This is a genomic window from Paraburkholderia sp. PREW-6R (assembly GCF_039621805.1).
GTDB lineage: Bacteria > Pseudomonadota > Gammaproteobacteria > Burkholderiales > Burkholderiaceae > Paraburkholderia.
In genome coordinates, this window is sequence record NZ_CP155074.1 from 537264 (window position 1) to 562629 (window position 25366).

Annotated in this window: 21 protein-coding genes; 7 read left to right on the forward strand and 14 right to left on the reverse strand. The window is 61.3% G+C overall.

The genetic code is table 11. The features are described 5' to 3' along the window. Position 1 precedes the first annotated feature (1 nt). The 5 genes from AAGS40_RS17720 to AAGS40_RS17740 all read right to left on the reverse strand — a co-directional run bounded on the left by AAGS40_RS17720 (position 2) and on the right by AAGS40_RS17740 (position 5651). Complete coding sequence (locus AAGS40_RS17720; RefSeq protein WP_345816084.1) at positions 2–1228, reverse strand: ROK family transcriptional regulator; 1227 nt, start codon at positions 1226–1228, stop codon at positions 2–4. A gap of 31 nt (positions 1229–1259) precedes the next feature. After that, entirely contained in the window at positions 1260–2057 is a 798-nt protein-coding gene (locus tag AAGS40_RS17725; RefSeq protein WP_345816085.1) for an ATP-binding cassette domain-containing protein, read from the reverse strand. 17 nt (positions 2058–2074) lie between these two features. After that, positions 2075–3061: an ABC transporter permease gene (locus tag AAGS40_RS17730; RefSeq protein WP_345816086.1), complete on the reverse strand. Its 987-nt coding sequence runs from the start codon at positions 3059–3061 to the stop codon at positions 2075–2077. Positions 3062–3149: 88 nt separating this feature from the next. After that, positions 3150–4154 (reverse strand): sugar ABC transporter substrate-binding protein, encoded by a 1005-nt coding sequence (locus AAGS40_RS17735; protein WP_345816087.1) that lies wholly within the window; start codon positions 4152–4154, stop codon positions 3150–3152. Positions 4155–4565: 411 nt separating this feature from the next. Beyond that, positions 4566–5651 carry a LacI family DNA-binding transcriptional regulator gene (locus AAGS40_RS17740; protein WP_345816088.1) on the reverse strand — a complete coding sequence of 362 codons (1086 nt, stop codon included), beginning with the start codon at positions 5649–5651 and terminating at the stop codon, positions 4566–4568. A 187-nt stretch (positions 5652–5838) separates the two neighbouring features. Between AAGS40_RS17740 and ugpC the strand changes: the two genes are divergently transcribed. The 5 genes from ugpC to AAGS40_RS17765 all read left to right on the forward strand — a co-directional run bounded on the left by ugpC (position 5839) and on the right by AAGS40_RS17765 (position 12169). After that, positions 5839–6993 (forward strand): sn-glycerol-3-phosphate ABC transporter ATP-binding protein UgpC, encoded by a 1155-nt coding sequence (gene ugpC / locus AAGS40_RS17745; protein ID WP_345816089.1) that lies wholly within the window; start codon positions 5839–5841, stop codon positions 6991–6993. 11 nt (positions 6994–7004) lie between these two features. Continuing rightward, positions 7005–8999, forward strand: coding sequence for a beta-galactosidase (locus AAGS40_RS17750; RefSeq protein WP_345816613.1), 1995 nt, complete (start codon positions 7005–7007; stop codon positions 8997–8999). 95 nt (positions 9000–9094) lie between these two features. Further along, a complete protein-coding gene (locus AAGS40_RS17755) occupies positions 9095–10288 on the forward strand; it encodes an extracellular solute-binding protein (RefSeq protein WP_345816614.1) in 1194 nt (397 codons plus the stop codon). 41 nt (positions 10289–10329) lie between these two features. Further along, complete coding sequence (locus tag AAGS40_RS17760; RefSeq protein ID WP_345816090.1) at positions 10330–11307, forward strand: sugar ABC transporter permease; 978 nt, start codon at positions 10330–10332, stop codon at positions 11305–11307. 10 nt (positions 11308–11317) lie between these two features. Beyond that, entirely contained in the window at positions 11318–12169 is an 852-nt protein-coding gene (locus AAGS40_RS17765; protein ID WP_345816091.1) for a carbohydrate ABC transporter permease, read from the forward strand. Positions 12170–12256: 87 nt separating this feature from the next. Here AAGS40_RS17765 and AAGS40_RS17770 read toward each other — a convergent pair whose 3' ends face one another. The 8 genes from AAGS40_RS17770 to AAGS40_RS17805 form a co-directional block, all read right to left on the reverse strand. Next, a complete protein-coding gene (locus AAGS40_RS17770; RefSeq protein WP_345816092.1) occupies positions 12257–12901 on the reverse strand; it encodes an energy transducer TonB in 645 nt (214 codons plus the stop codon). A gap of 145 nt (positions 12902–13046) precedes the next feature. Beyond that, entirely contained in the window at positions 13047–13391 is a 345-nt protein-coding gene (locus tag AAGS40_RS17775; RefSeq protein ID WP_345816615.1) for a biopolymer transporter ExbD, read from the reverse strand. A gap of 50 nt (positions 13392–13441) precedes the next feature. Next, the gene (locus tag AAGS40_RS17780) at positions 13442–14089 is read right to left on the reverse strand and encodes a MotA/TolQ/ExbB proton channel family protein (protein WP_345816093.1); all 648 of its coding nucleotides are present in this window, start codon (positions 14087–14089) and stop codon (positions 13442–13444) included. A 25-nt stretch (positions 14090–14114) separates the two neighbouring features. After that, positions 14115–16460 carry a TonB-dependent receptor gene (locus tag AAGS40_RS17785; protein WP_345816094.1) on the reverse strand — a complete coding sequence of 782 codons (2346 nt, stop codon included), beginning with the start codon at positions 16458–16460 and terminating at the stop codon, positions 14115–14117. Between the two features lie 371 nt (positions 16461–16831). Continuing rightward, positions 16832–17170 (reverse strand): DUF4148 domain-containing protein, encoded by a 339-nt coding sequence (locus AAGS40_RS17790; protein ID WP_345816616.1) that lies wholly within the window; start codon positions 17168–17170, stop codon positions 16832–16834. Positions 17171–17806: 636 nt separating this feature from the next. Beyond that, on the reverse strand, positions 17807–18967 hold the full coding sequence (locus tag AAGS40_RS17795; protein ID WP_345816095.1) for a porin: 1161 nt from the start codon (positions 18965–18967) through the stop codon (positions 17807–17809). A gap of 355 nt (positions 18968–19322) precedes the next feature. After that, on the reverse strand, positions 19323–19895 hold the full coding sequence (locus tag AAGS40_RS17800; protein WP_345816096.1) for a hypothetical protein: 573 nt from the start codon (positions 19893–19895) through the stop codon (positions 19323–19325). 373 nt (positions 19896–20268) lie between these two features. Then, positions 20269–21393: an MBL fold metallo-hydrolase gene (locus AAGS40_RS17805; protein ID WP_345816097.1), complete on the reverse strand. Its 1125-nt coding sequence runs from the start codon at positions 21391–21393 to the stop codon at positions 20269–20271. An 85-nt stretch (positions 21394–21478) separates the two neighbouring features. Here AAGS40_RS17805 and AAGS40_RS17810 point away from each other — a divergent pair, with 85 nt between their 5' ends. Next, the gene (locus AAGS40_RS17810; protein WP_345816098.1) at positions 21479–22093 is read left to right on the forward strand and encodes a TetR/AcrR family transcriptional regulator; all 615 of its coding nucleotides are present in this window, start codon (positions 21479–21481) and stop codon (positions 22091–22093) included. A gap of 1186 nt (positions 22094–23279) precedes the next feature. Here the strand turns inward: AAGS40_RS17810 and AAGS40_RS17815 are convergent. After that, positions 23280–23642: a hypothetical protein gene (locus AAGS40_RS17815; RefSeq protein WP_345816099.1), complete on the reverse strand. Its 363-nt coding sequence runs from the start codon at positions 23640–23642 to the stop codon at positions 23280–23282. A 28-nt stretch (positions 23643–23670) separates the two neighbouring features. Between AAGS40_RS17815 and AAGS40_RS17820 the strand changes: the two genes are divergently transcribed. After that, positions 23671–25278, forward strand: coding sequence for a hypothetical protein (locus AAGS40_RS17820; protein WP_345816100.1), 1608 nt, complete (start codon positions 23671–23673; stop codon positions 25276–25278). Positions 25279–25366: the final 88 nt, after the last annotated feature.

Here is a 25366-nt window from a genome sequence, read left to right on the forward strand (position 1 = left end):
TCTAGAACGCGGGCTCTGCCGCCGGTTTGAGGAACAACTCGTGAACTGGCGCGAAGTGCGCATACAGCGGCAGAATGGCGCCGCCCATCGCGCGTGCGTCGGCGCCGATCGCGCCTTCCAGTAATTGCGGGCGCACCATGCCTTCCCATTCGTAACGATCGAGCACGCGCTCCGTGCGCCGGATGATTTCGCGCACCAGTTGCCGGTCGAATTCACCGTCGATCACGACCGCATCCAGGTCGAGCAGCGCAGCCGCATTGGTCAATGCGTTGGCGATCGCGGGACAGGCGCTGTCGAGCCATTGCTCCGTGTGCCGCCAGATTTCGGGCGACAGTGCGCGATGATCGTGCGCGGCAGCATGCGGCACACCGGCGTCGCTCAACAGCTTTTCGAGCACGAAGCCCGACGCCGCGTGCAGCAGTTGCCGCGCCGGCTTGCGCGCGCTGCCGTCGCGCAGCGGAATCGAGCCGACCGCGCCGGCGTTATCGTGCGGTCCGCCATGCAAACGGCCGTCGATCACGAGACCGCCGCCAATGAACGTGCCCACGAACAGGTAAAGGAAGTTGTGAATGCCGCGCCCCTGGCCCATGACGAGTTCGGCCGCGCAGGCGGCGGTGGTGTCCTTCGCGAATTCCACCGGCAGGCCGGTCATCGCCGCGATGCGCGAGCGCAGATCGATCTCGTTCCAGGCCTCCAGCGCGCCGTCCGGCGCGCCGAGAAGGTCGCGCCAGCCGCCGAGCCATAACGGCGCCGCGACGCCCACGCCGACCACTTTGGCGGCTTTGGAACCGAGCGTCTGATTCACGCGTGCGAGCTTGCTGTCGAGCGCCGGAAACAGCGTGCGCGGATCGGGATACGCGTAGTCGAAAACGTCGCGGCACATCACCTGGCCCGCGAAATCCATTGCCAGCACGTCGAGGCTGCGGCGTCCCACCTTGATGCCGATGGTGTACGCGCCGTCCGCGCGCAACGCGATCGGCACCGACGGCTGGCCGATCCGGCCGCGCACACGCGCCTGCTTTTCGAGCAGGCCGTCGTCGATCAGACGGTCGACGATCATCGACACCGTCTGCATCGACAGACGCGTCAGGCGGCCGACGTCGGCTTTGGGCAGGGGTCCATGCAGGCGGATCGCCTGCAGCACGATCCGCTCGTTGAACTGCCGCATGCCGACCTGGTTCGAGCCGACCGTGCGTTTGAGGGGCGAGCGGGCGCCGGTAGTGTCCATCGTCTGGAGTCCGCTCAGCAGCGTGCGTGGGTCATGCAATTGCCTTGACGTCCGCTTCTTTCGCGCCCGTCATGATCGCCACCGCTTCCGACATGTGAATGTCCCGGGTGTTCACGAGCGCCGCGCGCCGCCCGAGCCGTTGAATGTGGATGCGGTCGGCGATCTCGAACACGTGCGGCATGTTGTGGCTGATCAGGATCACCGGCAGACCCCGATCGCGCACGCGGCGAATCAGTTCGAGCACCATGTTGCCTTCTTTCACGCCGAGCGCGGCGGTGGGCTCGTCCAGAATCACGACGTGCCGCGCGAACGCCGCGCTGCGCGCCACCGCGACGCCCTGACGCTGGCCGCCCGACAGCGTTTCCACGGCCTGACGCATGGAACGGATGCCGATCTGCAAGTCTTTCATGTGCGAGGTCGCTTCCTCCAGCATGCGGCGCTTGTCGATCATCTTGAAGATCTTGCCGCGCCAGCCCGGCTTGAGCAGTTCGCGGGCGAGGAACAGGTTCTCGGCGATGCTCATGGCGGGCGCGACGGCGAGTTCCTGATACACGGTTTCGATGCCCTGCGCCCGCGCATCGAGCGGACTGCGAAATTTGACGGGTTTGCCGTCGAGCAGAATCTCGCCTTCATCGGGTACGGTCGCGCCGGATAGCGCCTTGATCAGCGACGATTTGCCCGCGCCGTTGTCGCCGATCACGGCGAGAATTTCACCGGGCAGCACTTCGAAGTCGCAGCCGTCGATCGCGGTGACGCTGCCATAACGTTTGACGAGTCCGCGTGCCTGCAGCACGGGCATCACGGGGGAAGCGGAAGTAGTGGTCGACATGACGGGCCTCTGGGAGCTTAACCGCGACGATGAGAAAGTTTGTCCGCGGCCACCGCCAGAATCACCAGCATGCCGGTGATCAGTACCTGGTAGACCGAAGAAACGCCGATCAACGTCAAGCCGTTGCGAAACACGCCGACAATCAGCGCACCGAGCAGCGTGCCGACAATCGAGCCCCGTCCGCCGAACAGGCTCGTGCCGCCGAGCACCACCGCGGTAATGCTGTCGAGATTCTCGGTTTGCCCCGCCTGCGGATCGCCGACGCCGGTGCGCGACACCGAGAGCAGCGCGGCAATGCCATAGATCGCGCCGGCGAGCGAGTACACCGTCAGCAGGATCTTCTGCGAGGACAGGCCCATCAGCCGCGCGGCCTCGGGATTGTTGCCGAGGGCGTACAGGTGCCGGCCAGGCACGGTATCGCGCAGCACGAACCAGGTGGCCAGATACATCAGCAGCGTGAGTACGGTGCCGTAGGTGACCTCGGCCGGTCCGAGCCTGAATGTGTTGCCGAAGAACATGATCGCGTCGGGCAGGTTCGATACGCTCTCCGCGTTCGAATAGATCTGCGTGAGCGCGAACGCAATGTTCAGCGTACCCAGTGTGACGATGAACGCCGGCAGTTTGATGCGCGTGATCAGCACGCCGTTGAGCGCGCCGAACAGCGTGCTCGCGGCGATCCCGCACAGGATGGCGAGCACGGGCGGCACGCCGAGCGTGACCGCGAACTTGGTCATGATGATCGAGCCGAACGCCATGACCATCCCGCATGACAGGTCGATGCCGCCGGTCAGCACGATCAGCGTCTGACCAATGGCGATGACCGCGACCACCATGGTCTGCTGCAGGATCAGCGAGAGGTTCTGGAACGACAGGAAGCGGTTGCTCTGCGAGATGAAAAACGCGCAGGCGAGTACCAGGGCGATGAGCGGGCCGACTTCGGCGAGCGACGGCAGACGGTCCGTGAAGCTGCGCGAGTGGCCGACCGGCGCGGAAGGTGTCGACATGATGGATGTCCTCGATACGGGTGCGCAGCGTTGGGCTACGCGGCAAAAGCGTCGGCGGCAGCCGCAGCGGGCCGCCTTGCACCAGGCGTTACTTGTTGCCCCAGCAGTTGTCGAGGCCGAACTGAGTGTCCTTGCTGTCGATGCCCGGCATCGGTTTGTCGGTGATCAGGGTCACGCCCGTGTCCTGATAGCCGGACACCTTCTTGCCGGTCTTCGCGAAGTTCACGCCCGCTTCCACACCGAGCGAGGCCATCTTCAGCGGGTATTGCTGCGAGGTCGCCGCGATAGCACCGGCCTTCACGTTGCGCACGCCTTCGCAGCCGCCGTCGATCGAGACGATCATCACGCTCTTGTCCTTGCCCGCCGCTTTCAACGCGCGATACGCGCCCGCCGCCGCTGGTTCGTTGATCGTGTAGACCACGTTGATGTCGGGCGACTTCTGCAGACAGTTTTCCATTGCTGTCTGCCCCTTCGACTGATCGCCGCGCGTGTCCTGGCTGCACACGATCGACGGATCGCCTTCCTTCACGCCGAAGCCCGACAGAAAGCCGTTATGACGCAGCACGCCAACCGATACGCCGGGCGCGAGATCGAGCGTGGCGATTTTGGCCGGCTTGCCGTTCATCGCGGCCTTTGCGTATTTGCCGATCAGCACGCCGGCCTTGAAGTTGTCGGTGGCGAAGAGGGCGTCGGTGGCGTCCTGCGGATCGGTCGGCGTGTCGAGCGCGACCACCATGATGCCCGCCGCGCGCGCTTTCCTGATGCTCGGCACGATAGCCTTCGTGTCGCTCGGGGTGATCAGGATGGCTTTAGCGCCGGCGGTCATCATGTTTTCGATCGCCGTGACCTGGCTCGCGTTGTCACCGTCGAACTTGCCCGCGGCCGTGAGGAGCTTGGCGCCGTCTTTCGTGGCGGCGGCCTCGGCGCCCTGTTTCATCTTCACGAAGAACGGATTGGTGTCGGTCTTGGTGATGAGGCCGACCACCGGCTGGTCGGCCGCCTGGCTCGCGCTCGCGCACCAGAGCGCCGACGCCGCGACGCACATCGACACGATTGTTCCGGCTGCAGGCAACCTGCGGAATGGCTGATTCATGGGACGCTCCTCCAGTTATTGACAACGATGTTGGGTCAGGCCGGCGGCCACGGACGCGAACGCTGCGCGCCGGGAACCTCGGTTGCGAGCTTCACGCCCGGCTAAATCACTTTGGTTGATTTAGTACAGCAGGCGCGCCTCGACTCGTCAAGGGCGCGTTTCGAACGCAGCGTGACGCGAGACGCCGCGCAATAAGGCGTGGACCTAGGCGCAGCAAGGCTTAGGCAGGGTGTTGCGCTGCGCCATCGACCACGGCGGCTTGGGGAAAGTCCTGGCTCGATTGAGCGTGTTGGGTAGCCGCGCGACGTGATTCAGCGGCGCGGCATGAAAGCCGGACGGTTCATTTCGCGCGCCGTTTCCGGGCGATTGGAGCGTTCACTACGTAACACGGGCGGGCGCATGGCGGCTGCATCAGCGCGGACGCGGCGCGCCGGTGGATGCGCGCACAACCAGTTGCGGCGCCGACGAGACACGCATCGGAACATCGGCCCTGGCTTGCGTCGAGTGGCCCGCTTGCGCAGCGCGCGCGCCTTGCGCCGAGGGCGTCACTTCTGCCGCCTGTCCGTACGACGATTCGATCAACTCACGCAGCAACGACACGGCAAGTTCCGCGACTTCCACAGTCGGTACTGCGACCGTGGTCAGCGCGGGCCGCGATTCACGCGCAAGCTGAATGTCCGTAATGCCAATCACCGACAGGTCGCCGGGCACGCTCAGGCCGAGGTCGGCTGCGGCATGCATCGCGCCGAGCGCGGGCAGGTCGTTGGTGGTGAAAAGGGCGGTGAGCGTTGGGTCGGCGACGAGCAGCGCGCGCGCCGCGTCGTAGCCGCCCTGGATCGTGTCGGGCGTGTGCTTCACGCGCGCTTTGGGTGCGCCGGCGGCGCGGAGTGCGTCGACGAAACCCTGATAGCGCGCGGCGTGAATGCCCGACGCCTTGCTGCCGACAATTGCGCCGATACGCCGATGGCCGAGTCCCAGCAGATGCTCGCCGGCCAGCGCGCCGGCCAACCGGAAGTCCACCGCGACACACGGCAAACCCGGCGGCTCGCCGGGCCTTTCCCACATGCACAGGACCACCGGCGTGCCGCGCGACTCGGTGGTGTGCAAGTCCGCGAAATCCAGATTCGCGTTGGTCACCAGCACGCCTTCGGATAGCGTCCCGGCGATCTGTTCGAGATAGGCACGCCCGGTCTGCGGGTCTTCGTTCGTATTGCAGATGATCACGAAGTGACCGCTTTCCCGAGCCGCACGTTCGACGGCGAGCGCGAACTCCGGATAGAACGGATTGGCGATGCTCGACACCATCAGCGCGAGCGTCGGCGCGCGGCCTTCGGCCAGCGCGCGGGCGGCGAGGTGCGGGCGGTAGCCGAGCGCATCGACGGCGTCGAGCACGCGCTGCCGCGTCTGCGCACCGACGCGGCCGCGGTTGCGCAGCACATTGGACACCGTGGCGGGCGTGACGCCTGCATGACGGGCAACTTCGCTAAGTGTGGGCATGGGATCAATATTTGGGATTGCTGCCCGACATTTGCATCGAGCGGAAAGGCGCGGCACCATCTATCGCATAAACACACGATATCGGAGACAGACCAGGCCAGCGATCGCATGCGATCGATTTTTTCGGCCTTGTTGATTAAGCGCTTAATCTCCGACTTCGAGCCGATTAAATCACGGAGTCGATGCAATGGCGAGCATTTCGTTAAAAGGCGTGCAAAAAGCGTACGGCGACGGCGCACCGGTAATCCGCGACGTCGATCTGGAAATCGGCGAAAACGAATTCTGCGTATTCCTCGGGCCGTCCGGCTGCGGCAAGTCCACGCTGCTGCGCATGATTGCCGGTCTCGAAGACCTCACCGACGGCGACCTTGCCATTGGCGGCAAGCTCATGAACGACGTGCCGGCGGCGCAGCGCGGCGTGGCGATGGTGTTCCAGAGCTACGCGCTGTTTCCGCACATGACCGTGTTCGAGAACATGGCATTTGGCCTCAAGCTCGCGAAAACCCCGAAAGACGAAATCGACCGCAAGGTGCGGGAAGCCGCGCGCATTCTGCAACTCGAAGCGTTGTTGGAGCGTCGGCCGAAAGCGCTGTCCGGCGGTCAGCGGCAGCGCGTGGCAATCGGCCGTGCGATCGTGCGCGAGCCGGGCGTGTTCCTGTTCGACGAACCGCTGTCTAATCTCGATGCGACGCTGCGCGGCCAGACGCGCATCGAGATCGCGCGGCTGCACAGGCAGTTTGCGAAAGCGAGCGTGGTCTACGTGACGCACGATCAGATCGAAGCCATGACGCTTGCCGACAAGATCGTGCTGCTGCATGCGGGCAAGGACACCGAGCGCTACGGCAGCATTGCGCAGATCGGCGCGCCGCTGGAGCTATATCACCGCCCGCGCAGCCGGTTCGTCGCCGGGTTCATCGGCTCGCCGCGCATGAACTTTCTGCCGGGACGCGTGGCGCTCGTCGACGCGAAGGGTGTAGTCGTCACGCTCGATCACACGCAGGAGAACGTGCGTGTGCCGGTGAACGGAGACGGGCTGCAAACGTCGCAGGCGGTCTCGCTCGGCGTACGGCCGGAACACCTTGAATTTGTGGACGCTGGCGCCGCCGTGCCAGACGAGTCGGTGCTAACGCGCACCGTGTCGCTCGTCGAGCAACTCGGCGAGCACAGTTATGTTCACCTCGATCAGCCCGGTGGCGCGGCGCTGATTGCAAAAGCGCCGGGCGAAACACGCCTCGCGCCCGGCGAGCGCGCTTGCCTGCGCGTGCCGCTTCATGCCGGTCACCTCTTTACCGAAGACGGCTTTGCCGCCGCTTCGCTCGAATCTGTCGAACACTACGCGTAGGGGACATGCTGATGCGCCTTGGAGTCTGTTATTACCCGGAACACTGGCCGGAGTCGATGTGGGAAGACGACGCTCGCCGGATGAAAGCGCTCGGCATCGAGCAGGTGCGAATTGCCGAGTTCGCATGGAGCCGGATCGAGCCGACGCCCGGCGAATACGATTGGGCGTGGCTGGATCATGCAATCGACGTGCTCGGCGCGGCCGGTTTGCAGGTGGTGATGTGCACGCCGACCGCGACGCCGCCCAAGTGGCTGATTGATAGGCATCCTGACATTTTGCCGGTGGGCGCGGACGGACGGCCGCGCGCCTTCGGCTCGCGGCGTCATTATGATTTTTCGTCGCCCTCGTATTTCGCCGCTTCGCAACGCATCTGCACCGCGGTGGCCGAGCGTTACGGCCAGCATCCCGCTGTCCGATACTGGCAGACCGATAACGAGTTCGGCTGTCATCACACCGTGGTCAGTTATTCGAACGCGGCTGTGCAGCGCTTTCGCGAATGGCTGAAAGCGCGCTATCAGACGATCGACGCATTGAACCGCGCGTGGGGCACCGTGTTCTGGAGCATGGAATACCGCAGCTTCGACGAGATCGACGCGCCCGTGGCGACAGTGACCGAAGCGCATCCGTCGCACCGGCTCGATTACCGGCGCTTCGCTTCGGACGAAGTGGCGCGTTACAACCGCATGCAGGTCGAGATCATTCGTGCGCATTCGCCGGGGCGTCCGGTCGCGCATAACTTCATGCAGCTTTTTACCGAGTTCGATCACTACAAGGTTGCCGCCGACCTCGACATCGCGACCTGGGACAGCTATCCGCTTGGCGCGCTCGAAGAACAGTGGTTCGCGCCGGAGATCAAGGCGCGCTGGCTACGCAGCGGTCATCCCGACTTTGCGTCGTTCAATCACGACGTTTATCGCGGCATGTCGAAACTGCCGTTCTGGGTGATGGAGCAGCAGCCCGGTCCCGTGAACTGGGCGCAGTGGAATCCTGCTCCGCTGCCCGGCATGGTGCGCTTGTGGAGCTGGGAAGCCTTCGCTCACGGCGCAGGCTGTGTGTCGTATTTCCGCTGGCGGCAGGCGCCGTTTGCGCAGGAACAGATGCATGCGGGCTTGAACACGCCGGATAACCGGCTCGACGTGGGCGGCACGGAAGCCGCGAAAGTAGCCGACGAAATTCGCACCGTGCTTTCGGCGAATGCCGACGCGAATGCGGCCATCCGCTCGAAAGTCGCGCTCGTCTACGACTATGAAGCCAAATGGCTGTTCGAGATTCATCCGCAGGGCGCGGATTTTCACTACCCGCGCTTTGCGTTCGAGTACTACTCGGCATTGCGCTCGCTCGGGCTCGACGTGGATATCGTGCCCGTGGACGCGTCGTTCGATGGGTACAGTCTGATCGTGGTGCCGCCGCTGCCCGTCGTGCCGGACGATTTTGCCGCGCGTCTCGCGCGCTCCGGCGCACACGTCGTGCTGGGCCCGCGCACGGCTTCCAAGACGCGTGACCTGCAAATTCCTGCGGGCTTGCCGCCTGGACCGCTGGCGTCGGTGTTGCCGCTGCGCGTGTGGCGTGTCGAATCGATGCGGCCCAATGTGACCGAAGCGGTGAGTCTGGTGAATAACGCGGACGCCGGCACAAAAGACGGCTTCGCGCGCCACTGGCGCGATCTCATCGACGGCGATGCAACAGATTCGCTCGACGTCCGCGCGCGTTTTGGCGACGGCCATCCGGCCTACGTGAGAAGCGGCGCGTTCCACTACTTCGCCAGCCTGTTCGATGACGCGCTGACCGTCGCCCTGTTCGACACGATCGCACACGAAGCCGGTATCGAAACCACGCGGCTTGGCGACAGTGTGCGCATGAGCCGCCGCGGCGAATTGACTTACGTGTTCAATTACGGCAACGAGGCGCACACGCTGGAGCATATTGCCGACGACGCCCTGGTGATCGGTTCGCGCGCGATCGAGCCGCAGGGAGTCGCCGCTTATCGCAGGGATTTAGCGCAGTAAAAACAACGACGCATTATCAGGCAAACAAGGAGACAGGCAGCATGAAACTGAAACCACGCAAGATTCTGCTGGCACTCGCGTTCGCGGCGGCGGGAATGACCGTCGTCAGCACGGCGCAGGCCGGCACGCTTACCGCGAATATCGCGTTTAAGGGCGCGAGCCAGCGCGCGGTGTGGCAGTCCGTGATCGACGAGTTCAAGAAGGCCCACCCGGGCACGGACGTCAAGGTGTCTTTCGTCGACGAAGAAGCGTACAAGGTGCAGTTGCCCGGCTGGCTCACCACGGTCGCACCGGACATCGTGAACTGGCACGACGGCGAGCGCATGGCCTATTACGCGCAGCGCGGCCTCTTTGAAGACCTGAGCGGCGACTGGGCAAAAAATGGCTGGAACGACATGTATGCGTCGACGAAAGAGGCGTCGTCGTATAAAGGCAAGCAGTATGCCGCGCCGACCGTGTACTACTCGTGGGGCATGTTCTACCGCAAAGACTTGTTCCAGAAGGTCGGCATTAGCGGCGAGCCGAAAACGTGGGACGAGTTTCTCGAAGATTGCAAGAAATTGAAGGCAGCCGGCATGGCGCCCATTGCCGTGGCGGGGCGCGATGCGTGGACGCTCGCGGGCTGGTTCGACTACCTGGACCTACGTTTGAACGGCAATGCATTCCATCAGAAACTGATGGCAGGTGACATCGCTTACACCGATCCGCGTGTGAAGAAGGTCTACACCACGTGGAAACAGTTGATCGACGCGGGCTACTTCATCGACAACTCGCTCTCGTACGATCTGGATGCGGTGCAGCCGTTCCTGTTCCAGGGCAAGGCCGCGATGATGCTGATGGGCACGTTCATCACCGCCGGTTTCCCGCCCGCCGTGAAGCCGCAAATGGGCTATTTCCAGTTCCCGATCATCGACGCGAAGGTGCCGACCGCCGAAGATGGACCGGTCGAATCGCTGCATATTCCGTCGAAAGCAAAGAACAAGGCCGACGCGCATGCTTTCCTGAAGTTTGTCGAGACGCCTGAAATCGGCGCGCAACTCGCGACGGGTTTGGGGTCGCTGTCGGCAAACAGCAAATCGCCGGAACCGGATGATCCCATTTCAAGGATCGGTTTCCAGATCCTCGCGAATACGAAGGGCGGCATCGCGCAGTTCTACGATCGCGATATGACGAAGGAAATGGCCGACGAAGGGATGAAGGGCATGCAGCAGTTCATCTCCGATCCTTCGAAACTCGATGACGTACTCGCGCAACTCGAACAGACGCGCAAGCGGATCTACAAGAAGTGAACGGCGGCGGCCGCGAGGCCGCCTTCGACAGGAGAACGATCGTGTCGCATTCCGTCACCCGCCATACCGTGGACGGTCCTGCTGAACCAGGTGGTGCTGGCCTGCCCGCGTCCGGCCGCGCGCAGCGTGGCAATGCGCATGGCGCAGCGCGCCGGCGCGGTCCGTCGCCCACTGCGCGCCGGCAGCGCCGCGCCGCCTTTCTGTTTCTGGCGCCGGCCTGCATCATGGTGGCGATATATGTGGTGTGGCCGATCCTCTCGACCATTCGCCTGAGCTTCTTTAACTGGGACGGAATGAGCGATCCGTCTTTTGCGGGCCTCGCGAACTATGTCGAGCTGTTTCATACGGCCACGTTCTATACCGCGCTGAAGAACAATGTCATCTGGCTGCTACTGTTTCTTCTCGCGCCGCCCATGGGCCTGGCTGTCGCGCTGTACCTCAATCAGGCCGTCGCGGGCATACGGGTGGTCAAATCGCTGTTCTTTGCGCCATTCGTCCTGTCGGGCGTCGTGGTTGGACTGATCTTCTCGTGGTTTTACGACCCGACCTTCGGCCTGCTCGCGCTGATTCTCGGCCACGGCGTGCCGGTGCTGGGCGATCCTCGGTACGCCACGCTCGGTATCGTATTCGCCGCGCTATGGCCGCAAACCGCGTATTGCATGATCCTCTATCTGACTGGCCTGACGTCGCTGAATGCCGAGCAGATCGAGGCCGCGCGCATGGAAGGCGCACGTGGCTGGTCGATGTTGTGGCACGTGATTCTGCCGCAATTGCGGCCTACCACGTTCATGGCGATCGTGGTCACCGTGATTGGCGCGCTGCGCAGTTTCGATCTGATTTCGGTGATGACGGGCGGCGGTCCGTTTGAAAGCTCGACTGTCCTCGCGTATTACATGTACGACCAGGCGATCAAGTACTACCGCATTGGCTATTCGGCGGCAGTGGCGGTCGTACTGTTCGCGATCATGCTGGTGTACATCGTCTATCACTTGCGGCGCATGCTGCGCACCGAGCAATAAGGAGCTGCCCATGTTCCCGATTCCAATCGACAAGTGGAAACCGGCCACGCGCCGCGCCTACAAGCTGACGCTGCCGCTTGCCTTGCTGATCTGGCTTCTGCCGATGATCGCAGTGCTCGTGACCTCGGTTCGCTCGACCGAGGAGTTGAGCGAAGGCAATTATTGGGGCTGGCCGAAGCACTTCGCGATGTTCGACAACTACCGCGAAGCGCTGACGACTTCGCCCATGCTGCACTACTTCTGGAATAGCGTATTGATTACGGTGCCAGCGGTAGTCGGCTCTATTGCGTTAGCTTCAATGGCGGGATTTGCGCTCGCCATTTACCGGTTTCGCGGCAATTCAACGTTATTCGCGACGTTCGTAGCCGGCAATTTCGTTCCGGTACAGGTGCTGATGATTCCGGTGCGGGATCTGTCATTGCAACTCGGTCTGTTCAATACGGTGAGTGCACTGATTCTGTTTCACGTGTCGTTCCAGACGGGATTTTGCGCATTGTTCCTGCGCAACTTCATCAAGCAGTTGCCATTCGAACTGGTCGAGGCGGCGCGGATAGAAGGCGCGAACGAGTGGACTGTGTTCTTTCGAATCGTATTGCCTTTGATTCGCCCGGCACTTGCCGCGCTCGCCATTCTGGTGTTCACGTTCGTGTGGAATGACTATTTCTGGGCGCTGTGTCTGACTCAGGGCGATGATGCCGCACCGATCACGGTCGGCGTCGCGGCATTGAAAGGGCAGTGGACGACCGCGTGGAATCTCGTCTCCGCCGGCTCCATTCTGGCTGCGTTGCCGTCGGTCGCCATGTTCTTTGCGATGCAGAAGCATTTCGTGGCCGGCTTGACGTTCGGGGCCACGAAAGGGTGAATGATTGATGATCGAATGATCAAGGCGGCTCGATTGCGTGTAGAGAAGGTTTGCCCGCGAAAGCGGGCTTTTTTTTCGTGGTGTCGATCAGTCTATGTTGAAGTGCACCCGGACGTCCTGATGACTTTCTATCGGCTTTCCGTCCTGAATCGCGGGAAAAAAACGCCAGTGGTGCAGCGCTTCGAGCAGAAGCTGGTTGAGTCGCGGATAAGAGGTCGGCGTGATCAGAGCGACGTCCACCGAGCCGTCCGTGTGAATGATGAAGCGGGCGGTGGCAGTGACTCGATACGCTGCTTCGCGCAAGTCGTCGGGTAAGGGCGGCAGCGGTTGCGCAATAACGCGCGCAGCTGAATCGCCCGCGGACACGGCCGCTGATTTTTCTTCGCGCTGTGACGCGTTATGTTGCGGCTCTCGGGGACTGGACATGCTATCCGGCTCTGTTGCTGCGGCCGGTTGCGGTTGTTGCGGTTGTTGCGCTTGTTGCGGCTGCGGCGATTGTGGCGATTGTGGTTGCCGCATTTGCGGTTGCGCTGCGGGCTGAGTTGGTACAAACGGTCGGCTTGTTCGAGGAGCGGCGGGTTGCGCGTGGCTTGCTGACTCGGTATGCATCTGCGGGGACTGCGAGATGGGACGCGCGTGGGCTTGCGGCTTTGCTTGAGTGGACGGCGGTGCCAACTGTCGAACCGTCGGCGCCGGCTGCGGCAGTTCGAGCACGCGCATTTCGAGCGGCATGTCGACCGGCGGCGTAGCCGCGTCCATTCGAACCCACGGCCCGGCGGCCAGCAGGCAGGCCGTCAGAATCAGCACTGCGCCAGTTCCTGCGAGCGCGAGCCGCAGCTTTGACGAACGGTCCAGTACGGCGAAGAAATTGCGCACACTACTCACGGTGTACCGCGACAAGGAAACGTTGCGCGCCCGCCTTCCGCGCGGCAAGCATGGCCTGAACGACTACGCCGTGGGCGGCGGCCTCGTCGGCGGCAATGACGACATCCTTGCCGGTTTTCAGCTTGCCTCTTACCGCCGCCTCGACCTGGTCTGGCCGAACCGGCTGACGGTTCACGAACAGCTGATTGTGGCTGTCGACGGAAAGCGTCAGCGGCTCCGAGGCGGCCATGGGTTGCGCAGCGCCCGCAGGCAGATCGATCCTGACGGCGTCGAGTCGTTGCATCGCGAGCGACGCCAGCATGAAGGTGGCGAGCAAAAAGAACATCACATCGATCATCGGAATGATTTCGACGCGGCCTCGCTTTGCCGCGCGTGACCGGCGCAACTTCACGCGGGCTCTCCCATTTCGGCATTTGCCAGTCGCAGTTCGGCCTGTCTCGCGTTAGCGAACGATTCGAGTTCATCCATCAACCGCTCGAGCCTTCGCGAGAAGTAGTTGAATGCAAAGAGCGCGAAAAGCGCGACTAGAAGGCCGATAGCGGTCGCCACCAGCGATTGTGCGACGCCACCTGTCACGCCCGCTGGATCGACGAGTCCCGAACCGCCGAATAACTGGAACGAGTGCATCATGCCGACGATCGTCCCCAGCAGTCCCAACAATGGCGCGGCTGTGACGATTGTTTCGAGAAGCCAGAATCCCTTGCTCATATCCCGTTCGATCTGCGATGCGATTGCCTGCGCGTCGGCCTCGCGCAACCACAGTGGCGCGCTCGAATCAGCCGACCAGGGCGCGGTCATACGGACAAACGCGTTCTGCGGCGCAGCCTGCTCCGGCGGCCTGACTGGACCACTTGCCGGTACCGCTCTGGCAGGTGCGCTGGCTGGGCGCATTGCCGCCGGCATGTGCGCGAGGCGAATGAACACATAGGCTCGATCGACTGCGATCGTGATGGAAAGCACGGCCAGAAACGCGAGCGGATAGACGACCCAGCCTCCTGCGCGCACCACCGTCATCATGTTGTTCCAGTCCTGCATGGTTGACCTCCATCAGGCGTCGAAATCAGAAATGTTTGGTCAGGCCGGCATAAATCGCGAAATGCGGACCATACTGCGGCGCGCCGACGCCGATACCGGAGCCATCGCGCAGTTCGTAGACGCGGTTGAGCGCATTGATCACGAGCAGGCGCGCGTCGAATTTGCCAATGAGCGGCTGATTGAAATGCTGGATGACGCCGAGATTGATCTGCGCATAGACCGGCAGCCGGTCGGTGTTCGCAAAGCCGCTGCGCAGACCGGTGCCGACGAGACCATCGAACGTGAAGGTAGTCTTGCCCAGGTCATAGGTTCCGCCAAATGACGCGGTAATGCGCTGGTCATGGTCGAGATAGACCCAGTGGTCGCTAATGTAGGCGAGTTCCTGCGGGTCGAAATTGAATTGCGCGGAATCGATCTGCTTGCCCTGGGCGCGGCTATATGCGAGGTTCAGATAGGCGGACACGTTGTTCTGTCTGTAGTTCGCGCTGAACTCCAGTCCGTACACGCGGCCATATGCATAGTTGAACGGCGTGAAGATCAGTGCGGAGCCGAACTGGCCTTCATCCAGCAGATTGGTGGCTTTCTTGTAGTACGCGTCGAGTCCGAGCGTGACGCTCGACCCAAGACGCTGCGTCACGCCGAGGTCGAAATAATGACTGCGCTCCGGCTGAACCGGGTCGTTCTGGCTGGAAGGGCTCTGATTGGTCGTGCCGTTAAAGCGGCTGATGGTCGAGCCCGACAGCAACTCGAATGCGGGCGGCGTGAAATAGCGTGCGTATCCTGCATGAAACGTGGTGGCAGGTGTGAGGGCATACACAAGCCCGATGCGCGGGCTCAGCTGGCTCGCGCTCACGTATTCGTCCATTCTGTCGTAGCGCAGGCCGTAATTGAGTGTGAGTTTATTGGTGAGTTTCCACTCGTCCTGAACATAAGCGCTATACAGATAGCCGGTTTTGCTGCTCGAGTCGTGGATGTTGAAAGGTTGATCGGAAAGTGGGTTACGGGCGTCGTCAGTCGCGAATACATTCACGCTGTCGTCGAATACCGCGTGTTCCTGCTGGAAAAACAGCCCTGCGCGAACCGTGTGTTTGTCATTCAGACGCCAGGTCGTATCCGCCTGCACACCATTCGCCGAGTTGCTGTGGAAGTCCTGCGACGCAACACCATTGAAAAGCAGATCGCCGACCGGGTCCGGGTTGAATTGGGTTCGCGTGTAGCGCGTGAAGAGTGCGACCTGATAATCCAGCGCGCCTCCGTTAGTGCCCTGCAGCGCGACCGCCGCGAAGTTGTTCAACTCTGATTGCGTTTCGTTCAACTGGCTCGAATCGAACGTCGTGTTGCCATTGAGCGTGAAACTGGTCGGCAGACCGGGCGTGTTGGGGATTTCAAACTGGTTGCTCGTCGTGCCGAACATCAGACTCACGCGTGTGAGCGGATTGATGATGTACGACATGTAGCCGAAAGCGTCACCCTGGCGTGTGTGATCGTGAATGGCGCTTGCACCCGAGGTCGGATTCTCGATGCCGAGATTATCGACGCCCAGGGAGCCGCTGAAGTAATAGCTGAACGGCCCCTGACTGCCGAATACGTCGGCACTGGTCTTCAAGGTCTGGTGGCTGCCGCCAAATACGTCGACGGTGCCCCCGTTGCCCGTGTCGCCCGTTCTGGTGCGAATGTCCACGATACCCGCTGTGCGGTAGCCATACTGCGCGGGCAGCGCACCGGTGAGAAGATTGACCTGATCGATGATACGCGTGTCCAGTGTCTGCCCGAATCCACTGATCGGCTCAGGAATGATGATTCCATTGATACGGTATTGCAGATCCGCATGATCGCCGCGTACGTGCAACTGGCCATAAGAGTCGCTTGCCACGCCGGGCGCCTGCAGCAGCACCTGATTCAGCGGCGTGTCGGCGCCCGCAGGCAACGCATCGATGTCGGCCTGACTGAAGCGGTAGACGCTGCTGCCGGTTTCGGGCGAGAGGCCGTTTCGCGCTTGGTCGAGTCGTTTCGCATTCACCTGAACGTCGAGCACATCGCTTCGAGCAAGCTGGACGTTGACCGCGCCTGTAGCATCCGGGCCAGTGGTGGCGATGCTGTTTGCGCTTGCGAATCCCGGCGCTGACACGACCACGGCGTATGTACCCGGCGCGATGTGGCCGATCGTAAAGCGACCTGCGGCGTCGGTCTTCTGTTCGCTAACGGAGGTGCCGCTGGCGTTCTGGATGCTGACGTTGGCGTTGCGGACCGGCGTGCCGGAGACATCCGTGACGACACCGGCGACCGAAGCGTCGTCCAGCGCGGCCTGGGCATGGGCGGCGATTGCGAACAGCAGAAAGGCGGCGCGGGAGACGCGTGTGTGGTTTTTCATCGTTATTGGTGCGGCTGCTAGCAAAGAGGTGGTGATCCAGCGCGATCGGACTCGGGTGGTCAATCAGGCGATCCATCGCACTTGTCCTACGCATAATGTTATAACATAACGTGTGCATTTAGGAAGAGCGCGTTTTGCAATGTGGATGTAAGGCGGGCTAGCGACGAAGAGGTGGCACAGGGAGGGACGCTGACGCTTCCGATGAAGCAAATGGGTGTCAGCGCCTTAGTAGATATGTGCTCAGTCAGCCTGTCGGCCAAATGGCACGCCGGATAGCGGTTGCCGTGTTGAAACGATGTAAAAGGACGATAAACTAAAGATAGGAATCCTGTGCATATCGGATGCGTGCACAGGATTCCTCGGTCTGATGTTCAGCTCCCGAAGAAGATATCGCAGTAACTGTTAGGCCCAACGCAGTTCGTGTTCCGCGACATGCGGGTAGCACTGCCGGCCGACGATGTCCCGTTCTGCGGCATGCCGCCGTACGCCTGCGTCGTGTTCTGAGTGGCAACCTTGGCCTCGGCCGCCTGGATGTCGGCCGGGTAATTTGCGTCGTCGCCGACCGAGGGGCTGTAGCCAGCCTGCTCGACTCGAATCAGGTCAGCGCGCACTTCAGCGCGTGTCAACGGCGCATTGGATTGAGCGAAGCTCAGCGCGGGGGCGGCGAAAGCGCCTGCAGCGAGAACAAAACAAACGAGAGCGTTTTTCATGATGAGATCCTTGGTTGAACGTGAGTGGGTGACGGCAGTTGCCTGACAGAACAGCGCTGGCTCAACTGCCGAAGTACGGCGTGCAGAAACCAGCGGGCCCGACGCATTGCTGCGTGTGTTTTTGCGTCTGCACGTGGGTCTTCTCATGTGCCGACGCCTGCGTGACCATTCCGACGGAAGCAAGAAAGAGCGTTGAAAGTGCGATGGATAAGATGCGTTTCATTTTGGATACCTGATTAATGAGTTGTTTAACGTGCCAGGGTTGACGATCGGGTTGCGAACAAGTGCCGGCTCAAAGCGTGACCTTATGCACGAAGTGCAACCGGCCATGAACTGTGCTGCTGCGTGAAGCGCGTTGTCTAGTTTGCGTTCATGTAGGGATAAACACGACGTCGCGTCGACTTATTCCCGCTTTTTGCGCGCGCGGTGAATTTTTTGTTGGATCTGGCAGATGGATGAACGCGAGTGGTTGTTCACGCGCTCGTCAGAGCATGCGAGCAAGGGGCGCGACCCTGCGTGATTGGAGTCGGTGACGACGCGGCGGTTCGCGTCGCGCATTGGCCGCGTCACCGTGCCTGGGCGGCGAGGGCAGCGCCGCGTGTCGAGCCGGGCGCTTACCCTGGTGAGGAGACGAATCTAGAACGCGTGCCGCAAGCCGACCGTGACGGCGACCTGCGCGTTCGTTGACGACGGCGAGAGCGTGTTGATCATTGCGTGGGACAGAACAGAGTCCGCAGGCGCGCCGTGTACGTTCTGATAGACGCCTTCCAGATAGAAGTCGGTGCGCTTGCTCAGTGAATAATCCGCCTGCAGCATCCCCGTATTCCATCCTGGAGACGAGCCGTTATACGCACCGTGGGTGTACGTGTAAGCGCCCGAGAGTGTGACGGCCGGTGTCAGCGCGTATTTGGCATTGACTTCATAGTTGTCCAGGCGCAGCGACCCTGCGAGCGTCCCGGCGGATGGATCGGTTGCACCGAGATAGGTGCCCGTTCCGAACGAGAAGACGCCGGCCGCATTGTCGATCTGCGAGTGACTCCAGACGAGGCCGACCGTGGCGGGCCCGAACGTATAGTTGCCGCCGACCGACCAGATACGCTGACGTTGCGCGATGAAGTCCGCACTGGTATCACCTGAAGTAACCGCACCTGAACCATTGCCCGCGTTGCTCAACTGCAAATAGCCCGCTGCAAGATTGATGGGCCCCTGTGCATAGGAAATGCCGAACCCGTACGAGCGGTTATTGGCGAAGTCGCCGGCCTTGTTGCTGAACGAGTACATGGTCTCAGCCGTGATGCCGTACAGCGTAGGGCTCGTGTACTTGACCGAGTTGTTGATGACGACCGAATCCGCCGCCAGGTTGTCGTTTTCGAAAGGGTGCGCGGCCATGCTGCCGCCCCACGTGTTGAATTCCGCAGTGAGCGGACCAACCAGGTCATTCATCACATCGAACTGGCGTCCGAAGGTCAGCGTGCCGTACGCATCGCTTTGCAGGCCGACCCATGCCTGCGAGCCGAAGCCGTCACCGGAGAAGGCCTGAGCGCCGTTATTGAGCAGGAAACCCTGTTCCAGTTTGAAGACAGCGTGCAGGCCGCCACCCAGGTCCTCCGAGCCTTTCAGGCCAAAGACCGTGTTCTGTGTTTCACTGCTCAACAACTGGAAGTTGCTGTGGCCCAGCTGGCTGTTCGTATAGACCAGACCGGTATCGATAAGACCGTAAAGCGTCACGCTGCTTTGCGCGTGTGCTGAAACCGCGAAGGTTCCAAAGAGCGCGACCGCGAATATTGACCGTTTCATACCTGTTAGCTCCGTGTTAAACGATGAATCAGGCGCTGCATGCCCAGTTGCAAGCGCCATCGGTCGGCCTGCAAGCGTGTTGCAAGCCTTTGCTGCGAGAACGTGAAAGCTTCCATTGCATTGCACACGGTTGCTACGGTGCGATGCGCAGCAACGCGTGCGGGCGGCGCACATAGGCCGTCCGATTCAGTCGGGTAGAAAAGTAAATAGCACGTCAAAAAAGAATAGGTATGACGTGAGGGCAGACCGAAAGACGCGGGAATTTATCACGTCGCCGGTCTGCAAGGGATGGGAAAGCAAAGAAAAGCGCGATCGACGCGGCGTGCGGTGCCGCGCCGTTAGACGAAACAGGCACTCAATGGGCGCCTGACGGGTTCGGCGGCGGCAGAGCGGGGTCCAGCCTCGACGATTGCCTGACCAGTTGGTCGGTCATGGCGTCCGCGACTGGATTGGAACTACGCCGCGTTGGGACGACGCGCAGCGACGGGTCCGGCGGCGGCAGGTTCGGGTCGAGTTGCGCGGATTCCTTCACGAGCTGGTCGGTCATGGCGGCGGCGACAGGATTCACCGAATGACGGTGCAAGCTGTCGCGCGTGGTCGGCACCCGCGGCGCCGGGGCGGCTTTGGGGTCGGCCGCCGTGATATTGGACCCGTAAGCGGCAACGTTCGGATCGACCTCTACGGCAGTTCTGCGCGGCTCCGTTGCCATGGCGGCCTGCGGAGCCGGTGCAGTTTGTTGCGACTGCGGCGCAATGTGCTGATACAGCGACTCTCCGTTCACGGCGACGCTTGGAGCGGTTTGCAGCGGCGCCGGAAGCGCGCCATTTTCGGAAGCGCGCGAGGGCGTTGCGCGCACGATGTTGCCCGCAATGACGTGCGAGTCGGTCGAGTCAATATCGTCCGTGTCTGTGCCGGACGCACGGCTCATCGTACCGTCCGGCGTATCGGTGGCTGGGTCGCTTTTCGGGGACAGAAAATATGCGCCTAACGCTACCTCGGCCAGCACTACGCCCACAATCAAGGTTTTTACACTATTCCTCATATCAACCAGCCGGTCTTTCACGCGTTTCAATCGCCCATGATACCCAACCGCAAATCGCCGCTCCAGAAAACAAACGGTTTCGAGTTGGCCATTGTCGCTTCTTCTCGTGACAGAACGGCGATTTAAACGGGGAGCGGCCGCCTTTGCGAACTGGAGATCGATGCGTGTGCCTGCTGCCGAACGGCGCGGCGCCGGGTGCTGTGCAACCGGTGATCGCGACGTGCTCCATAGACCTGCCTTTAAACCGCAATCGCTTGCGCTACGAACTCATCGGGTCTTCGCTCTTGCAGCCGAACCAGCGGCGCCGCGCGCCTGGTTCGGCTACATCCGCTACTTCGCGCCACCATTTTTTGCCCCGATGCGGTGCGTTGAGATCGAGCCGTTCGCCCACACGTGGCGTGGAGAGCGCAATGCCGTGCGCGGACGCAAGCCCGGCGATGCGCTCGAACGGCTCCTGCCAGCGATGCATCGCGAGATCGAATGTGCCGTTGTGAATCGGTACGAGCCAGCGACCGCCAAGATCCAGGTGAGCCTGTATCGTCTCTTCGGGCTGCATGTGAACGTAGGGCCATTGCGCATCGTACGCGCCTGTTTCAATCAACGTAATGTCGAACGGCCCGAGCTTTTCGCCGATGTGCCGGAACCCTTCGAAATAGCCGGTGTCGCCGCTGAAAAAGATTTTGAGTTCGTTGTCGGCAATGACCCAGGACGCCCACAGCGTACTGTTGCCGTCGAAGAGACTGCGGCCCGAAAAGTGTTGACCTGGCGCTGCCGTCAGCGTCAGGCCGTCAATGTTGGCCTCTTGCCACCAATCGAATTGCCGGACTTTTCGAGCGTCGATACCCCACTCGATCAACCGGTCGCCAACACCGAGCGGGGTCAGGAAAACGTCCGTTCTTTCAGCGAGCGCGAGTACGGTCTCATGGTCCAGATGATCGTAATGGTCGTGCGAAAGAATCACGCCGCGCAGCGCAGGCAGGTCGGCGAGCGCAATGGGCGGTGCATGAAAACGCTTTGGACCAACTCGCTGGAACGGTGAAGCACGTTCCGCAAAAACCGGATCGGTTAACCAATATTGACCGCGCAATTTCAGCAGGATGGTGGAATGGCCGAGACGATACAGGCTGCGATCTGGCGCCGCGTCGAGCTGCTCACGCGTGAGCGTTTCCACCGGAATGGGACCGGCAGGCATTGTGCCGGCCGGCTTATTGAGCAGCACGTTCCACGCAATGCGCAGAGTTTTGCCGAAACCCTCTTCAGGGCGCGGCTTGACGTTGCGAAATCGCTGGCCATCGTGCTGAGCAGACGACTCGAACGACTCGCGCCCGCGTCGTGCGGCAGTCAAACCCAACACGCGAAGGAGGGTACTGGAAAACGAACTCATGAAAGGCTGCCCCAATCCGGAAAGTAGACTGTCTAGTGTAGTTTAGTTTTGGGAAAAGTAAACTGCATGGTGTAATATTTTGGCCATGATTACTACTGACACTTCTCTTCGTCTCACCGATCGCAAGCGGGCTGCGGTGATCCATGCAGCGACCGAGGAGTTTCTCGCCGCGGGTTTCGACGCCACGAGCATGGACCGGATTGCAGCGCGCGCACACGTGTCCAAGCGCACCGTCTACAACCACTTTTCGGGCAAGGAAGCGTTGTTTGCGGCGATCCTGCATGAACTGTGGGATTCGAGTGAAGTGGGCGAGGCACAGGCCTATTCGGCCGAGCAACCATTGCGGGAGCAACTGGTGAGGCTCCTGCAAAAAAAATTGAGCGTGATGAATGACGACGCATTTCTCGCGCTTGCGCGCGTGGCAATTGCTGCCGGCATTCACTCGCCTGAGCGTGCGCGCGACATGGTAGCGCGCATGGGCGAACGCGAAGAGGATCTGACTGTGTGGGTTAAGGCTGCCGCTGTGGACGGACGGATCAAGGCGCCCGATCCGATATTTGCCTCGCAGCAGTTGCAGGGGCTTGTAAAGGCGTTTGCCTTCTGGCCACAGGTGGCAATGGGTCAGCCGCGCCTTGGCAAAGCAGAGCAACGCCGCGTGGCCGAATCAGCGGCCGATATGTTTCTCGCCTGCTATGGCTGACAAAGTCATTTGATAAGGATGACGAAGTACATAATCTCGCGCGGCGACCATTTCACCTGCAGGCAAGTCATTCGTCGGTATTCGCGTAAAGCGAATTTCCAGCGAGACATTCTGTTTTTATATTATTAATATAAATAGAATATTTTCGTTGTCCGCCAGCATCTCGGGGAATATGAATCGCACTTCTGGACCACACGGGGGCAGACTTGCCTCTTTCACGCGCGATCTCGGAAATATCCGACAGTAATTTACGCGTCTTCTTCTCGGATCATTGCTTATCCGCGTTACCCTTTAACGTTTCAGCTTTGAAACGTTTATAATTCCGCTGCCGTAAGATCACGTAAGTAATGCCGACTTTGCGCCTACCTACATTGATATTCCGTAAAAATTACGCTTGGTAAGTTTGTTGCGGTTCGGAATAGCCCTAGCCAACGGATTTGCCGACAGCAGCGTTGTCTTTTCTTCGACTGCGGTGCGAAGGGCGGCAAGTTTTAAGGCTCGCAACTGCTGCTGTCGAGCAATTCGCGCGCGATTGCCTCCGCTTGGTCAATTCATGGATTTTCGCGCTGCAGTGGCACATGCGAGGCCATGAACGGAAAGCGGCAGAGGACTAAACACCGTCATCAGTTGTCCTCAATGAAGCAGCACATGCGTCGAACGGCGCGTGTCTGGCAGTACGCGCGTTTGTCTGCGCGAGCGCATTTCCCAACTCTGTCGGCCAATAGCCGTCAATATAGTAAGGGATGCGTAATAAATAAGGTCTCCGCAACACGGCCTTGGTAAATCAAAGCTCATGGCGTGCCGCATGAGCTTCAAAAGATCAATAACGCAGAAGCAGGACGGCCTGGATCGATCTTGCGCAATTCTCGGGGATAACCTCTTCCTTAGCGAACGTTTGGACAATGACGAGAAATTTGAAATTACTAGGGGTTGCGGCGGCAACCATGCTGACCTGGCTGTGCGCGGAAAACGCGCAAGCCCAGACCAGCACAATCACTGTCTCTGGCCAGCAATACAAATTGTGCGGTCAGGAGAACGCCAGATGTTCGTTCCTTGGAACGGGTTCAGTCGTGTTTGGCGCAGTGCCGCCCAACGCACCATCAGTCATGCTGACCGCCCCGCGTACGTTCAGTAACGGCGTCGGTTGCTACGTAGGCGCTGTTTCACAGACCGATCCCGCATTCGGCTATGGCAAGTCCTGCTGGGTGAGGGCGGTAGCAGCAACGCCGACCCCGACGCCAACACCAGCGCCGACGCCAACACCGGCGCCGACGCCCACGCCCACGCCCACGCCAACACCGGCGCCTACGCCCACCCCAACGCCAACCCCAACGCCAACGCCAGCCCCGTCTCCCACGCCGTCCGCAACGGCGGCCCCGGCACCTACGCCCACACCCACGCCGACCACGGCGACGCTGTCCTGCAGCGCGCCGACGCAAACCGCCGGCGGCACACCGAACGGTGTAATCAGCGCCGACACGCCGACGACTGACGGTCTGCGGGTATTCCAGAACAACGCTCCGTTCAAGCTCTCGATTACCACCAACACGTCAAGTTCGGATACCGTCGTGTGGTCCGTGGCCGACTCCAATGGTTCGATCAAGGCGCAGGGCAGTTTCCCGGTTAGCTCAGGTGTGCAGACGAACACCATTCCCTGTACGTCGACGTGGTCGGGGTATGGCGCACTCACCGCGACACTTCGCTCCAACGGGGGCACGCTGCCGCAAAGCGGCACGCGTCCGCAAGGCATTGCGACCTTCGGTGTCCTGCCGAACCTGAGTTCGGTATTGGGCACGGTGACCTACGCGCATCAGGATCAGCATCGTTTCGGCATGCAGGGCTTCAACGGCAACATTGCCGCGCTGCACGCACTGGGCATCTCGTGGACGATCGACGACCGTCAGGTGTCGGCGATGGAGCCGAACGGTCCGAACACGTACACGCCGAGCGTGAACGATCTCGATCCGTTCTACAAGGCGAACCCGGACCAGATGCGTATCGTGCGTCTCGACGGACTGCCGGCATGGGATTCGAAGACCGGTCAGTTCAACGACAGCTATTACGCGCCGCTGAACATGCCTGAGTTCCAGACGTTCATGAGCAAGGTCGGTACTGACACGAGCCTGATCCGCGCGGCGAACTACCCGAACCAGCAGAAGAACTACTATCAGGTCACGTGGGAGCCGAGCCTCGGCTGGGCCGATAGCGACGCTAACTTCGTCGCCATGTACAAGGCGGCCTATCAGGGCATTCATTCGACCGACCCGAATGCGGTCGTGATGGGCACGGGCAATCCGTTCGCAGCGAACTGCGATACATGCACCACGGGCTATCTGCAGAAGTTCGGTGCGCTCGGTCTGTGGAATTACATCGACGCGGTCGCCACGCACGGCTACTGGAACGCAGGCACGTATCCGGCTCATCCGCCGGAGTTGCAGGATTCCGATCCGAGCACCGCAAACCAGGCGAATGCACTCGATAACCAGATGGCGCAATTGCGTTCGGTGATGCAGGCCGGCAAGCCGAACATGAAGCTGTTCTTCACGGAGGCGGGCGTGAGCTACGATCCGGGTCTGAACTACGGACCGAACGTGCCGTCGCAAAACCAGATGTTCGCGCAGGCGGCGGTTGGCGTGCGGGCGCACATCATCGTGCTGGGCGGCGGTGCGCAGGTCACGACGCTGTTCTACGGTCCTGACTATCCAGGCGAAGTGGGTTACGGTTCGTTCTTCGATCTGAACGACGCGCAAGGCGCATTCGGCGCGACGAACCTCTCGCCGAAGCCTGAAGCCATGGCGTTCGCCACCATGACGCGTGTTCTCGACGGCACGAATACGCTCGGCCGCGTGAACGGTGCGCCGTCCGGCGTGTTTGCGTATGCGTTCCAGCAACTCGGCAATGGCAAGGTTGTGACCGCCGCATGGGCGCACAACAATGCGCAATGGCCGACGAGTGGCGGCGTGTATAGCCAGACTTATTCGACCAGCTACACGCTCCAGGTCGACAACGCGGGCACGTCGGGCAATGTGACGAAGATCGATGGTTATGGCAACGTTACGACGGTGCCTTACACCAACGGTGCCGTTTCGTTGACGCTCACCGAAGTGCCGCAGTACATCGTGTCGGCCAACGCAACGGTGGCGAAGAACAATTCGACCGTTCCTGTGGGATACACGGGTCAATAAGAGCCGCTCCACAAAGGCGCGCCGCACGCAGGACGAGCGGCGCGCCCACAACCTGTCAGATCCAGTCGATTCAGGCCGCCATTCGAGC

What these genes read in the sequence shown, in the direction of transcription:
- AAGS40_RS17720 (WP_345816084.1), bottom strand. Translation starts at nt 1,228, where the DNA reads ATGGACACTACCGGCGCCCGCTCGCCCCTCAAACGCACGGTCGGCTCG.
- AAGS40_RS17725 (WP_345816085.1), bottom strand. Translation starts at nt 2,057, where the DNA reads ATGTCGACCACTACTTCCGCTTCCCCCGTGATGCCCGTGCTGCAGGCA.
- AAGS40_RS17730 (WP_345816086.1), bottom strand. Translation starts at nt 3,061, where the DNA reads ATGTCGACACCTTCCGCGCCGGTCGGCCACTCGCGCAGCTTCACGGAC.
- AAGS40_RS17735 (WP_345816087.1), bottom strand. Translation starts at nt 4,154, where the DNA reads ATGAATCAGCCATTCCGCAGGTTGCCTGCAGCCGGAACAATCGTGTCG.
- AAGS40_RS17740 (WP_345816088.1), bottom strand. Translation starts at nt 5,651, where the DNA reads ATGCCCACACTTAGCGAAGTTGCCCGTCATGCAGGCGTCACGCCCGCC.
- ugpC (WP_345816089.1), top strand. Translation starts at nt 5,839, where the DNA reads ATGGCGAGCATTTCGTTAAAAGGCGTGCAAAAAGCGTACGGCGACGGC.
- AAGS40_RS17750 (WP_345816613.1), top strand. Translation starts at nt 7,005, where the DNA reads ATGCGCCTTGGAGTCTGTTATTACCCGGAACACTGGCCGGAGTCGATG.
- AAGS40_RS17755 (WP_345816614.1), top strand. Translation starts at nt 9,095, where the DNA reads ATGACCGTCGTCAGCACGGCGCAGGCCGGCACGCTTACCGCGAATATC.
- AAGS40_RS17765 (WP_345816091.1), top strand. Translation starts at nt 11,318, where the DNA reads ATGTTCCCGATTCCAATCGACAAGTGGAAACCGGCCACGCGCCGCGCC.
- AAGS40_RS17770 (WP_345816092.1), bottom strand. Translation starts at nt 12,901, where the DNA reads ATGCCGCTCGAAATGCGCGTGCTCGAACTGCCGCAGCCGGCGCCGACG.
- AAGS40_RS17775 (WP_345816615.1), bottom strand. Translation starts at nt 13,391, where the DNA reads ATGATCGATGTGATGTTCTTTTTGCTCGCCACCTTCATGCTGGCGTCG.
- AAGS40_RS17780 (WP_345816093.1), bottom strand. Translation starts at nt 14,089, where the DNA reads ATGCAGGACTGGAACAACATGATGACGGTGGTGCGCGCAGGAGGCTGG.
- AAGS40_RS17785 (WP_345816094.1), bottom strand. Translation starts at nt 16,460, where the DNA reads ATGAAAAACCACACACGCGTCTCCCGCGCCGCCTTTCTGCTGTTCGCA.
- AAGS40_RS17790 (WP_345816616.1), bottom strand. Translation starts at nt 17,170, where the DNA reads ATGAAAAACGCTCTCGTTTGTTTTGTTCTCGCTGCAGGCGCTTTCGCC.
- AAGS40_RS17795 (WP_345816095.1), bottom strand. Translation starts at nt 18,967, where the DNA reads ATGAAACGGTCAATATTCGCGGTCGCGCTCTTTGGAACCTTCGCGGTT.
- AAGS40_RS17800 (WP_345816096.1), bottom strand. Translation starts at nt 19,895, where the DNA reads ATGAGCCGTGCGTCCGGCACAGACACGGACGATATTGACTCGACCGAC.
- AAGS40_RS17805 (WP_345816097.1), bottom strand. Translation starts at nt 21,393, where the DNA reads ATGAGTTCGTTTTCCAGTACCCTCCTTCGCGTGTTGGGTTTGACTGCC.
- AAGS40_RS17810 (WP_345816098.1), top strand. Translation starts at nt 21,479, where the DNA reads ATGATTACTACTGACACTTCTCTTCGTCTCACCGATCGCAAGCGGGCT.